10 protein-coding genes are annotated in these 13,007 nt (G+C 68.1%); 6 read left to right on the top strand and 4 right to left on the bottom strand.

Annotation, left to right across the window (positions count from 1 at the left end):
• Nucleotides 1-57: 57 nt before the first annotated feature.
• Both WMF46_RS17055 and WMF46_RS17060 read right to left on the bottom strand, forming a co-directional pair.
• Nucleotides 58-1,110: an RluA family pseudouridine synthase gene (locus WMF46_RS17055; RefSeq protein WP_437986570.1), complete on the bottom strand. Its 1,053-nt coding sequence runs from the start codon at nucleotides 1,108-1,110 to the stop codon at nucleotides 58-60.
• 87 nt (nucleotides 1,111-1,197) lie between these two features.
• Nucleotides 1,198-2,391, bottom strand: a complete 1,194-nt coding sequence (locus WMF46_RS17060) for a vWA domain-containing protein (RefSeq protein ID WP_437986571.1) — start codon at nucleotides 2,389-2,391, stop codon at nucleotides 1,198-1,200.
• 206 nt (nucleotides 2,392-2,597) lie between these two features.
• Between WMF46_RS17060 and WMF46_RS17065 the strand changes: the two genes are divergently transcribed.
• A complete protein-coding gene (locus tag WMF46_RS17065; protein WP_437986572.1) occupies nucleotides 2,598-2,807 on the top strand; it encodes a glycogen/starch synthase in 210 nt (69 codons plus the stop codon).
• On the opposite strand, the gene WMF46_RS17070 is transcribed toward WMF46_RS17065, so the two are convergent.
• Nucleotides 2,770-3,150, bottom strand: a complete 381-nt coding sequence (locus tag WMF46_RS17070; RefSeq protein WP_437986573.1) for a hypothetical protein — start codon at nucleotides 3,148-3,150, stop codon at nucleotides 2,770-2,772. The two genes, WMF46_RS17065 and WMF46_RS17070, sit on opposite strands and share 38 nt — an antisense overlap.
• 1,155 nt (nucleotides 3,151-4,305) lie before the next feature.
• Here WMF46_RS17070 and WMF46_RS17075 point away from each other — a divergent pair.
• From WMF46_RS17075 to WMF46_RS17095, 5 genes are all read left to right on the top strand, one after another.
• Entirely contained in the window at nucleotides 4,306-4,689 is a 384-nt protein-coding gene (locus tag WMF46_RS17075; protein ID WP_437986574.1) for a hypothetical protein, read from the top strand.
• Nucleotides 4,690-4,851: 162 nt separating this feature from the next.
• Nucleotides 4,852-5,736, top strand: a complete 885-nt coding sequence (locus WMF46_RS17080; RefSeq protein WP_437986575.1) for a hypothetical protein — start codon at nucleotides 4,852-4,854, stop codon at nucleotides 5,734-5,736.
• Nucleotides 5,737-6,274: 538 nt separating this feature from the next.
• Nucleotides 6,275-7,813, top strand: coding sequence for a group II intron reverse transcriptase/maturase (ltrA, locus tag WMF46_RS17085; protein WP_437979957.1), 1,539 nt, complete (start codon nucleotides 6,275-6,277; stop codon nucleotides 7,811-7,813).
• A gap of 433 nt (nucleotides 7,814-8,246) precedes the next feature.
• A complete protein-coding gene (gene ltrA, locus WMF46_RS17090; RefSeq protein ID WP_437979957.1) occupies nucleotides 8,247-9,785 on the top strand; it encodes a group II intron reverse transcriptase/maturase in 1,539 nt (512 codons plus the stop codon).
• A 281-nt stretch (nucleotides 9,786-10,066) separates the two neighbouring features.
• Complete coding sequence (locus WMF46_RS17095) at nucleotides 10,067-11,089, top strand: trypsin-like serine protease (protein WP_437986576.1); 1,023 nt, start codon at nucleotides 10,067-10,069, stop codon at nucleotides 11,087-11,089.
• Nucleotides 11,090-11,144: 55 nt separating this feature from the next.
• Here WMF46_RS17095 and WMF46_RS17100 read toward each other — a convergent pair whose 3' ends face one another.
• Nucleotides 11,145-12,665, bottom strand: coding sequence for a sigma 54-interacting transcriptional regulator (locus WMF46_RS17100; RefSeq protein WP_437986577.1), 1,521 nt, complete (start codon nucleotides 12,663-12,665; stop codon nucleotides 11,145-11,147).
• Nucleotides 12,666-13,007: the final 342 nt, after the last annotated feature.

The following is a 13,007-nucleotide window of genomic DNA, read 5'->3' on the forward strand; positions in this document are numbered from 1 at the left end:
CCGCACACACACGAGCGGAGGGGTGGCCCGCGCTGGATCCTCCGCCTTCCGCGTGGATCACGCGTCGAGCGCGTCCCAGAAGGTGCGCAGATCGTCCGAGAGCGGCGCCTCGATGCGCACGCGTTCGCCTGTCATCGGGTGTGTGAGCTCCAGGAGCCCGGCGTGGAGGGCGTGACGGTCGAGCTCGAGCGCGCGGCGGTCGTCGTCGGTGAGCTCGCCGTCGGCGCCGCGCGCGAACATGCCCTCGTCCGGGCCGTAGAGCTTGTCACCGACGAGCGGCAGGCCGCTCACCGCGAGGTGGACCCGGATCTGGTGCTGCCGGCCGGTCTCGAGCGTGCAGCGGACGAGCGCGTAGCGCCGGCCGGTGAGGGGATCGGCGCGGCGGCCCAGCACCTCGCACGCGGTGGCCGACGCGAGGCCGCGGCCCGGCGGCGCGACCCGCATCTTGACCTTGTAGCGGCTCGCGTCGTCGAGCTCGAGCGGCAGCTCGACCCGGAAGGTATCGTGCTCGGGCCAGCCCCAGGCGATCGCGGCGTAGCGCTTGACGACGCCGGTGCGCTCCTCGAACTGCGCCTTCACGTTCCGGTCGGCCTCGGGCGTGCGGCAGAGCAGCAGCACGCCGCTCGTCTCCCGGTCGAGCCGGTGGGCCAGGAACAGCCGCTCGTCGGGGCGCGCGGCCTCCATCATCTTGATCACGGTGCTCTTGTGGTACCGCGCCGTGGGGTGCACCGGCAGGCCCGCCGGCTTGTTGATGGCGAGCAGCGCGTCGTCCTCGTGGAGGACCGGGATCGGGGTGTCGGGCGCCTGCTCGTCCCATGGCTCCCGCCAGAGGAGGATGCACTGCTCCGGCCGGACGCGATCGCTGCCGCGCAGGCGCCGCGCCTCGGGCGAGTAGGCGCCGCGGGCGACGATCTCGGCGGCGCGCGTGCGGCTCGTCCGCTTGAGCTGGGTCTGTACGAACCGGTCGAGCCGCATGCCGGCCGACTCCGGCGGCACGCGGAGCACGGTGACGACCGACCCCTCCGGCACCTCCGCGGGGCGCACCACCGGCGTGCCGCGGCCGAAGGGGCCGCTCGTGCCGGCGAGCTCTCGCGCGCTGATCCTGGTCATGGGCCGAGCCGGCCTTGGCATTTAGCAAAAGCGCCGGCCCGCGGCGCGGAAAAGGGGCGGCGCGCGTCGGCGCGCTGCTCCCTGGGTTCACTGGGGGACGAGGATCTCGCAGGGGAAGTCGAACGAGATCTCCTGCGCGTCCTTGAGCTGCTCGCAGGCGTCGCCGACGAGGGTGAGCTGGGTGGCGCTCTCCATCGTCCAGCCGTTCTGCGCGTCGTAGGGCACGGGCGTGCCGTCGAGGAGCACCTGGCCGAGCGACGCGTTGCGGAGATCGACCTCGATCGAGCCCTGGAGGTCGAACGTGCAGCTCTTGACGCCGGCGATGGCCGCGTCGAGCTCGTCCTCCAGGGAGGACGCGTCGGTGGGGTCCGGCGTGTAGTAGGTGGCGGTGCCGCCGGCGTCGGCGTAAGTGCCCGCGCCGGCGAAGCAATCCTCGTTCGTGCCGCTCCGGGGCCGCTGGACGGGCTGGCCTGCGCCCGCGTTCGCGACGTCCTGCAGGTGCTGCGCGAGCGCGCCCGACCCGAGGCCGAAGACGAACGTGCCGATGCCCTGCTCGTAGGCGTCCTGCACCGCGCCGACGACGTCGTCGCGCGCGCACACGGCCAGCACGTCGTCGCAGCGATCGGGCTCGCCGTCGGTGACGAACAGGATGTACCTGGGGCCGGGCTCCGGGAACGCGAGGAGCTCCGGGACGACCGTCTCGTTGAACGTCATGGCGGTGGGCGTCTCGAGCTTGCCGGGCGGCACCGTGGAGGCCTCTTCGTAGGCGGCCGAGATGGCGGCGTGGTGGTTGAGGGCGATGCCGTCGGCCCTCGCGAGCAGCGGGCACTGCATGTTCTCGATCCCGGTGAACGTCACGAAGCCGAAGCGCACCCTGTCCTGCAGCCTGTCGACGACGTTGAGCACGGCGGTCTTGAGCGGATCCCAGAAGCCGCTGCCGTACATGCTGCCCGAGCGATCGACGACGATCATCACGGTCGGCGTCTGCGGCTCGAACGTGATGTCGAGCTGCTGGCATGCGCCGCCGCCGCCGCCGTCCGTGCCGCTCGATCCGTGCGAGCCGGCGAAGTCGAGCCCCGCGCCGCCTTCGCCGACGACCGAGCCCGAGACGGGGCCGGCGCCGGCGCCGCCCGCGCCGCCGCTGCCGCCATTGCCACCGATGCCGCCGGAGCCCTGGGACGAACCGCCGCCGTCGTTCTTGCCGCCGCAGCTCACGGCGACGCCGGTGGCGAGGAGGGCGAGGACCAAGGAAAGCCTGGGAAAGTAAAGCGTACTGCTCATGGAGAAACGATACACAGGGCAGGACGGCCCGTCTCCGCCATGCAGGGCCCTGGAAGTGGATGTGGCGCGGATGGAAAGTTGCTCCAAAACGGCGCGCGCGGCGCTGCGTCTGCGGCGACACCCGAGCGCTGGCCAGCGTTCAGCGCCGCTGTGGGTTCGGAAGCCGCGCTGTACGCGCCCCGGTTCGTGCGACACACGGCGCCCGCATGGACATCCTCTTCGCTGCGTCCGAGATCGCGCCCATTGTCAAGGTCGGCGGCCTGGCCGACGTCGTTTCGTCGCTCTCGAAGGCGCTCCGGCTGCTCGGGCACAAGGTGACGATCGCGCTGCCGCGCTACAAGGCGCTCGACTCGAGCGGGCTGATGATGGCGCGCCGCCTCACCCCGATGCCGCTCGAGGTCGATGCGAAGGTGTAAACGCGCGCCGGTTCTCCCTGTTCTCCCGTGCCGTCGTGGAGCTTGTCCGCCAGCGCGCCCGGTCAGGGATGCACTGCTCCGGCCGGACGCGATCGCTGCCGCGCAGGCGCCGCGCCTCGGGCGAGTAGGCGCCGCGGGCGACGATCTCGGCGGCGCGCGTGCGGCTCGTCCGCTTGAGCTGGGTCTGTACGAACCGGTCGAGCCGCATGCCAGCCGACTCCGGCGGCACGCGCAGCACGGTGACGACCGACCCCTCCGGCACCTCCGCGCGGCGCACCACCGGCGTGCCGCGGCCGAAGGGGCCGCTGGTGCCGGCGAGCTCTCGCGCGCTGATCCTGGTCATGGGTCGAGCTGGCCTCCGCCTTTAGCAAAAGCGCCGGTCGGTCGTGCGGAAACGGCGGCGGGGCGCGCCGCTCGACGAGCGCCTGGACGACCGATGCGCTGGGGAGATCGACCTCGATCGAGCCCTGCAGGTCGAACGTGCAGCGCTTGACGTCGGCGCCTCCCAGCGTTCAGCGCCGCCTCGGCCGCCCCCCTCCCGGAGCCGACCGCTCCACGAGCGCGGGTCTGCGAGGGCACCAGGAAGTAGCACGGCATACAGATCTGCCTGAGCGGGCCGACTTGGAAGTATTAAATCGTACAAATCTTCCTGCGGAATAGCGACTGGAAGCTCGAGCGGGACGAATACGTCCGCCTGACAGAAGGCGACGTGACCTCGCCGTCGGTGACGAACAGGATGTATTTGGGGCCGGGCTCTCCGAAGGCGAAGAGAGCGGGGATGATCCCGTGGGACTGGTCGTCATGGATTCCCGCTCGCGGGTTCTGATGATGTTGTTGTGCCGCGAGTCAGTAACCGCGAGTCAGTAACCGCGAGTCAGTAACCGCGAGTCAGTAACCGCGAGTCAGTAGAGGATGTGTCCTCGTGCGCATCATGGATGAGACGAGCAGCGCTCCAGGGCCGGGATCGCAGCGACGACCGCTCATCGCCGGCCTTGGAATCCTGGCTATGCCGGGTTTTGGGTGTTGAAAAGCTGCGGATCGATCGTGACATCTCACGGTTGACCCGTGACATCTCACGGATCGACCGCGAAATGCCGGAGCATGGCGGCACGTGGGCGTCGAGCAGACCAAGCCGCGCGGGCGCTACCCTGATGCCCGCACGTGCGGTCACGTGCGCACCCGCACGTGACCGCACGTGCGGGCGCTACGTTCTGCAGGCATCAAGCCATTGAGGGCGACGTTTTCATCGGCAATCCCCGCCTGTCCTCGCTGAGCGCGGGTTGGTCCGAGCATTGCTGGATGCCGCAACGACCGCGGCGCGACCGCGCGAAATCCCGTCGAAGCGGCGCCGGCAAGCGCCGGCGCGACGACCCAGGACGAGCGCGCAGCTCGAGCACGGACACGAAGATCGGTGCGCGATCGACGTGCGCCACGCCCGGGCGGCGCCAAGCGGGCAGCAACCCCATTCAATCAACGCTTCAACATAACGGAGTTTGACATGCTCAAGAAGATCATGGCCGGTGCTTTGATGGCGGCGGGCGTCTCGGTGGCCTTCGGCGCGTACGCCAGCCCGACCGATACTGCGATCGACTGGCGTATGGACGCCTTCGTAGGCGTCTATCGTCATCAGGCTGACGGCAACGTCTCCATCAATTTCAAGAGCACGCCGTCGTCGACGACGTTCATCAACTCCTTCCCCGGCTCCGGCGGCACGGACATCTGCGGCGGCACCACCACGCTCATCTTGAACTCGGGGCTCCCTGGCTTCCAGGATATCGTCAGGTCCATCAGCGCTGCCGGTATCTCCGGCAAGAAGGTGAAGATTGGCTACGACGAGTACAGCGGCGTTTGCTACCTGAAGGAGTTCACGGTCTTCATGTGACAGGGTGGCTGCGGCCGGGTGAATGCACCTGAGCGGGCGGCGCGGCTCCACGGAGCGCCGCCCGCTCAGGGCGTCAGACGAGCGTGACCGCGACGGGCGCGCGTCGCTCGGTCCGAGGTACGCGCGCGGGTCACAGTGGTGAATCAACGATGCGAGGTTGATATGTCGAGACATTTCAGAGCGCAGTACCCGGTGCTGGCAGTGATCGCGGCCATGTCCGCCGCTTGCTCCAGCGCCCCCGGCGGAGAGGCGCCGGGGGACGACTGGGTGGAGAAGAACGAAGATCTGAGCACCGTCCCGACTTATGAGCAGTACAGGGACGAGGCGCGAAGGACCATACTGGGCCGCGACGTCTTCGTGGTCGAGACGGACATGCTCTTTTCGGACGAGGCCAAGCTGCTCGATTATTACAACGAGCGCTACACCGATCCGGTGGACAAGAGCATCATCAACGTGGCGAGCGGAAACCGCGACACGCGCAGCAGCCCCAAGAACATCCGCTATTGCTTCAGCGCTGGCTGGGGCCAGAATCAGGGAACCTACACGGCGCCCGATCTGGAGCCGGTTCGCATCGCAATCCAGCAGGCCATGGAGGCGTGGGAGGGGATCGCCAATGTCCAGTTCGTCTACATGTCCGCCCTCGACGGCGCGACATGCTCGACCTCCGGGGCCAACCCCGGCGTGGACTTCATCGTGCAGCACTACAGCGACTCGAATACTGCGATCGGGCCGTTCCCTTCGAACTCCTGGTCCAATCAGAGGCTGCTCGTTCCGACGAGCGGGATCGGCCGCCTGCTCGCGATTCACGAGGTCGGCCACGCGCTCGGGTTCAGGCACGAGCACACCCACTCGGGCGCGAGCCCGCGGTGCTCCGAGAGCGGCACGTACGAGGAGCTCACGGCGTTCGATACGGACTCGGTGATGAAGTATTCAGACTGCACGGTCAGCCAGGCGATCAACGGGACCGAGCTCAGCGCGCTGGATGCAATCGGCGCGCGCGTGGCGTATGGCCCCCCCGACTGGTGGTGGGCCGTGATCGTCAACTAGCACTACGACGGGCAGTCGCCCCGGATCAGCAGAAAAACCGCCAAGGTGCCAAGGCCGCCAAGAGGAGAAGGGAAGGGCCGTCCCGGTATTCCCCTGGTTCCTTGGCGCTCTTGGGTGCGCCGGTAAAACCGGCATCAGGAAGTAGGTGAGCATGCAGCAGTACAGAAGCAAGTCCTACCCCGGGAGGTGCCCACCCCCGGGAAGTCAACCTTGCGGCGGCGTGGGCGACCACGACGGCGAAGCGTAGGAAGACGAGCGGACGGGCCGGGCGATGGAGCCTCGAAAACAAGTCAGTCAGTGGGAGCCGACGCGTTCCAAGACCGCGGAAGGCCACGGTGCAGCGGCCGCAAAGACAGCGGTGGGCGATGGCACTGCACTCCCCTCGGGGTCGGAGAGTTCGGCACGTCAGCACTTGCCTGATGAACGGGAACCGGGAGGCCTCGGAGGCGCCTCTTCGCCAGTGGTGGGCGGGAGGCAGGCGCGGGAAGGCGACAAGCCGCAAGCCGCAAGGGCGAAAGCCCCGGAGCCGCATGCCCCGATGGAGTCGGACGAGCCCATAGTACCGAAGAAGTCGGCGAACTCGCGGGTAACGCCCGAGGAGTCGATGGAGGGAAGGGGCGAGGCCAACGGGAATCTCGACCAGCGAAACGCGTCCCGGGCTCAGGATCGGCAAGACGCGCTCACGCACCTGGATCGAGTCGGAAAGCGAGCGACGAAGGAGAAAGGGACGCGGTTCGATAACCTGCTGAGCTACATCAAGGCGCCGCTGCTGAAGGAGGCGTACGAGCGCCTGCGGAAAGACGCGGCACCTGGCGTCGACGGTGAGACGTGGAGCAGCTACGGCGAGAGGCTGGACGCACGGCTGCTCGACCTTCAGGACCGCGTACAACGCGGAAGCTACCATCCGCAACCGGTACGGCGCGTGCACATCCCGAAAGGCGATGGCCGCACGAGGCCGCTCGGGATCCCCGCGCTGGAAGACAAGATCGTCCAGCTGGCGGCGCGGATGCTCCTGGAACCGATCTACGAGCGAAGCGAGTTCCTGGGGTTCTCGTACGGCTATCGGCCAGGCCGGTCGGCGCACGGGGCTCTGGACGCGCTGAGCGTAGCGATCGTCAGCAGAAAGACGAACTGGGTGCTCGACGCAGACATCCGGGCGTTCTTCGACACCATCGATCACGGGTGGATGCAGAAGTTCGTCGAGCACCGGATCGTGGATCGACGCATGGTGCGGCTGCTGATGAAGTGGCTGCACGCGGGCGTCATGGAGGACGGCCAGCTCCACGACGTGGAGGAGGGAACGCCGCAGGGGGGGATCATCAGCCCCCTGCTGGCAAACATCTACCTCCACTTCGTGCTCGATCTGTGGGCGCATCGATGGCGGAAGCGGCACGCGCGCGGGGAGATGTACATCGTGCGCTACGCCGACGATGTCGTGATGACCTTCCAGTACGAGCGGGACGCACGGGCGATGCAGGAAGCGCTTGCGGAGCGCCTCGCTCAGTTCGGACTGGAGTTGCATTCTGAGAAGACGCGGGTGCTCCGGTTTGGGCGGTACGCATCGGAGCACTGCGGCAAGGAAGGACACGAGCGGCCAGAGACGTTTGATTTCCTCGGCTTTACGCACATCAGCGCGAAGCGCGTGGATGGACGTTTCGCGCTCGTGCGCCGGACCTCCCGGAAGAAGAGGGCAGCAAAGCTGCGGGATCTCCGTAGGAAAATGAGGCGCAAGGCGCACGACCCAGCCAGGGAGCAACACCGATGGCTGAGCGCCGTGCTCCGAGGGCACTACAACTACTACGGGGTACCTGGAAACGCGCGAGCCCTGGGCTCGTTTCGCCACCAAGTGCGCGAGGCGTGGCACAGGGGCATGCAACGTCGCAGCCAGCGGGCTCGTTGGACGAACGACCAACGGACCCGTTTCGACGAGCGTTTCCCGCTTCCTCCGCCGCGCATCACACACCCCTATCCCACCGTGCGCTTCTCATCCGTAGACCGGAGGTGGGAGCCCGGTGCGGGAAAACCGCACGCCGGGTTCTGTACGGGGGGCGGCCCGAAAGGGCCGTCCCTACCGTGACCGCCTTGGGTGCGCCGGTAAAACCGGCATCAGGAAGTAGGTGAGCATGCAGCAGTACAGAAGCAAGTCCTACCCCGGGAGGTGCCCACCCCCGGGAAGTCAACCTTGCGGCGGCGTGGGCGACCACGACGGCGAAGCGTAGGAAGACGAGCGGACGGGCCGGGCGATGGAGCCTCGAAAACAAGTCAGTCAGTGGGAGCCGACGCGTTCCAAGACCGCGGAAGGCCACGGTGCAGCGGCCGCAAAGACAGCGGTGGGCGATGGCACTGCACTCCCCTCGGGGTCGGAGAGTTCGGCACGTCAGCACTTGCCTGATGAACGGGAACCGGGAGGCCTCGGAGGCGCCTCTTCGCCAGTGGTGGGCGGGAGGCAGGCGCGGGAAGGCGACAAGCCGCAAGCCGCAAGGGCGAAAGCCCCGGAGCCGCATGCCCCGATGGAGTCGGACGAGCCCATAGTACCGAAGAAGTCGGCGAACTCGCGGGTAACGCCCGAGGAGTCGATGGAGGGAAGGGGCGAGGCCAACGGGAATCTCGACCAGCGAAACGCGTCCCGGGCTCAGGATCGGCAAGACGCGCTCACGCACCTGGATCGAGTCGGAAAGCGAGCGACGAAGGAGAAAGGGACGCGGTTCGATAACCTGCTGAGCTACATCAAGGCGCCGCTGCTGAAGGAGGCGTACGAGCGCCTGCGGAAAGACGCGGCACCTGGCGTCGACGGTGAGACGTGGAGCAGCTACGGCGAGAGGCTGGACGCACGGCTGCTCGACCTTCAGGACCGCGTACAACGCGGAAGCTACCATCCGCAACCGGTACGGCGCGTGCACATCCCGAAAGGCGATGGCCGCACGAGGCCGCTCGGGATCCCCGCGCTGGAAGACAAGATCGTCCAGCTGGCGGCGCGGATGCTCCTGGAACCGATCTACGAGCGAAGCGAGTTCCTGGGGTTCTCGTACGGCTATCGGCCAGGCCGGTCGGCGCACGGGGCTCTGGACGCGCTGAGCGTAGCGATCGTCAGCAGAAAGACGAACTGGGTGCTCGACGCAGACATCCGGGCGTTCTTCGACACCATCGATCACGGGTGGATGCAGAAGTTCGTCGAGCACCGGATCGTGGATCGACGCATGGTGCGGCTGCTGATGAAGTGGCTGCACGCGGGCGTCATGGAGGACGGCCAGCTCCACGACGTGGAGGAGGGAACGCCGCAGGGGGGGATCATCAGCCCCCTGCTGGCAAACATCTACCTCCACTTCGTGCTCGATCTGTGGGCGCATCGATGGCGGAAGCGGCACGCGCGCGGGGAGATGTACATCGTGCGCTACGCCGACGATGTCGTGATGACCTTCCAGTACGAGCGGGACGCACGGGCGATGCAGGAAGCGCTTGCGGAGCGCCTCGCTCAGTTCGGACTGGAGTTGCATTCTGAGAAGACGCGGGTGCTCCGGTTTGGGCGGTACGCATCGGAGCACTGCGGCAAGGAAGGACACGAGCGGCCAGAGACGTTTGATTTCCTCGGCTTTACGCACATCAGCGCGAAGCGCGTGGATGGACGTTTCGCGCTCGTGCGCCGGACCTCCCGGAAGAAGAGGGCAGCAAAGCTGCGGGATCTCCGTAGGAAAATGAGGCGCAAGGCGCACGACCCAGCCAGGGAGCAACACCGATGGCTGAGCGCCGTGCTCCGAGGGCACTACAACTACTACGGGGTACCTGGAAACGCGCGAGCCCTGGGCTCGTTTCGCCACCAAGTGCGCGAGGCGTGGCACAGGGGCATGCAACGTCGCAGCCAGCGGGCTCGTTGGACGAACGACCAACGGACCCGTTTCGACGAGCGTTTCCCGCTTCCTCCGCCGCGCATCACACACCCCTATCCCACCGTGCGCTTCTCATCCGTAGACCGGAGGTGGGAGCCCGGTGCGGGAAAACCGCACGCCGGGTTCTGTACGGGGGGCGGCCCGAAAGGGCCGTCCCTACCGTGACCGGTTCGCTTCCCGGCCCGACTTCCCGCTGTAATGCTAGCTCCCCTGGGCCGACATATCTCCACCCGGCAAACATCCCATCGCCGCACGGGAGGGCGCGCCGAGCGACAGCCCCGCTGCTCGGCGGCGTCGGCTCGGTGTCGCGTGACCCGCCATCATGAAGTGAGAGCTGCGCCATGTCGTTCTGCACATTCAGGGTCGGTTCGGCGCGCGATCGAGCTGCTCGGCGTCCTCTCCAGCGGCTCCGTTCGATTCGAGGTCCGATACCGATGATCGTCACCGTGGCGGTCCTCACATCGGCGTGCGGGTCCCCGGGCACGGAAGAGTGCACCGTCGTCGCTGTATCGAGCGCGCTCGTCGGCGGTGTCGAGCACACCGGCTACCTTGGCCTCTCTGGCCAACAGACTGGCGCGGTCGTCGCCGTGGAGCTGAACCCGGGAGAGGATGGCTCTGCTGCGAACCTCTGCACGGGTGTGATGCTGAGCGAGGAATCGCTGATCACCGCGGCTCACTGCCTCTGGATGGGGACCGCTCGGCTGAAGATCGCTGCTGCGGACTGGCAGCGCGACGTTGTCGCCCAAGGACAGGAGATCGCGCTGCACCCCTCGCGTGACGTCGCGATGATCAAGATCGCGGGACTGGGCGCGCCTTCGTGGCTCCCGCGGGCCCGGGGGAGCGCTTCCGACCGCGCTGGCCATCTGGTAGAGGTCGCGGGGGCGGGCCTGAGAGAAGACGGCGGTGCCGGGACCGTCGAGTTTGCCGTCGCGAGGATCGCGTCAGCCACCGAGGATCATCTGATCGCTCAGATGTCCGGTGGCGGGCTCTGCGGAGGAGATTCCGGCGGTCCCCTGCTGCGCCGAGGCCCGTCCGGTGCGGTCGAGGTCCTCGGCGTCCTCTCGCAGGGGGCGCCCAGCTGCGCTGGACCGGACAGATACGAGCGGCTCGACAACCTCGTCGGGTGGCTCGACGCGATGGTCGGCGCACCGAGCTCGAGCGAGTCGGCCTGCGAGACGCTGGGCACGAGAGGAAGGTGCTTCGGCAGCACCGCCGTCTGGTGTCAGTCGGGCGTGGAGTCGGCGGCATCGTGCGAGGGGGAGTCCGCTTGCGGATGGGACCCGGCGCAGCGCGGGTTTCGCTGCGTGAGCGCCTCGAGCGACCCCTGCCGGGGCATCACCGATCTCGGCCGCTGCGACGGCGAGAGCGCGCAGCGCTGCGTCGATGGCGTCGTGGAAGAGCTCTCGTGTCCCGCCTGCGGCAGCACCTGCACGATCTCGTCGCGCAGCGGAAAAGCGACCTGCTCCTGACCCGAAGCCGGGGGCGAGATCATGCTGTACGGCGGGGCGCCTGTCCGGGGTGCGGTCACCGGGCGCGCGCGAACCCACGAGCCGGGCCGGAGCTGGCGTCGCGCAGCCCCGCGACGTCGATCGCGTGCTTCTTGAGCAGACGATACAGCGCGTACCGGCTCGTCAGCCCGAGCTCGCGCGAAGCGCGCGCCAGGTTGCCCTCTTCCCGGACGATGCAGGCGCGGATCTCCTCGGCTGTCGGCTCGTGCGATCGCGCGCGCCGATCGCGCGGCGCATCACCGGGCTCGGACGGGGGCGGATGGCTCGACGCGCTCCGGCGGTCGGGACCGCCGAGGAGCGTATCGGGGTTGCCCGGGAGCGTGATGATGCTCCCGGTGCTGTCCGCCATGGCCTGCCAGAGCAGGCTGTCGAGCTCGCGCACGTGGGTCGTGAAGCGGTGGTGAAGCAGGTGCTCGATGAGCTCGCCGGAGACGCAGTAATCGCCGTTCTCGTCCCGCGCGAAGCGGCGCATGAGATCGGGGCTCCTCTCCGCGGCGCGCCGGAGGAGGTAACGCACGAACAAGGGGATGTCGTCGATGCGCTCCCCGAGCCCGGCCACGGTGAGGCGCAGCGTCATGCGCGCGAGCAGGTCGTGCTTGAGCACCTCCGGCGGCCGGTTTGTCGCGGCGAGGAGCCTGAAATCGGCGCGCCTCGGGGCGGCCTCGCCGAGGCGCTGGTGCTCGCCGTCGGCGTCGAGCACGCGCAGGAGGTTCGCGTGGATGCTCGACGGCAGCTCGCCGATCTCGTCGAGGAACAGCGTGCCGCCATCGGCCGCGCCGACGAGGCCCGGCCGCCCAGGCATGCCCGGGTTGGGGTAGTTCTTGATGTTCCCGAAGAGCTCCGCGTCGACGAGCCCCGGAGGGAACGTGGCGGCGTTGCGCGTGACGAGCGGACCCCCCGCGCGCCTGGAGAGCGCATGCACGGCGCGCGCGACCCTCTCTTTCCCGGCGCCGCTCGGGCCGAGGATCAGGGTGTGGAGGTCGGATCTCGCCGCGAACGCCACCCGATCGCGCAGCCGCCAGGCGGCGGGGCTCTCGCCGAGGAGGCCGTAGGCGTCCGCGTCGCCGAACCTGCCGGAGCACTGCTCGGGAAAGTGTCGCATCAGCGGCAGCGAGAGCGCGCGCCTCGTGCACCGAAGAAGAAGCTCATCCTTGAGGAGCAGCGTGTCGCCCGGCGTGAGCACGCATCGTGATACCGGCGCTCCCCGGAACAGCGCCGGGCAGGACCCCAGGCGCTCAACGTGGAGTCCGTCGCTCAGGAGGCGGATGGAGAGCTCCTCGCTCGAGATGCCTGGACCCCGGAGCGGCGACGTCGGCTCCAGTTTACCCGGGCGCTGCCGGAATAGCCGGATGCGCCCGTCGCGGTGCCGGTCCGACGCAGGCGTCTGACCGAGCACCTGGGGGCAGTCGCGACGCGTGAAGAACGCGACCTCGCCGACGCGCCACGGCTCCGTGGCGGACCAGGCGAGCACCAAGGCCAGCGCCTCATCGTCGTCGCTCTCTGAAAAACGCAGCGCGGCCTCAGCCAATCCGGACACTGGCCATCCCCTCATGTGCGATCCACCGGAGATCATCGGCGTAAATAGTTAGTTACAATACATCAATTGAAAGCAAGAGTCGCGCCATATTGGTCTCTGAGGGCTGACGTCACCTGCAAGCGCTCCTGTTTTCGGCTGGCCTGCGAGGCACGGAGGGACACGAGCAGCCGACCGTCACGGCGTCGTTCGATGCTGGACGTCACGGCGTCGTTCGATGCCGGTCGACGTGCGCGTTGGCCTGGTGACGAGAGAGTACGGGTCGCAGGGCGCCCGCGACGCCTGCTGGCACGCTGGTGCCAGTGTGCCGCACGATGTGCCACCCTTGACGCGTTGTGTTGGCGT

This window comes from Sorangium sp. So ce117 (assembly GCF_051524395.1).
GTDB classification, from domain to species: domain Bacteria; phylum Myxococcota_A; class Polyangia; order Polyangiales; family Polyangiaceae; genus Sorangium; species Sorangium cellulosum_B.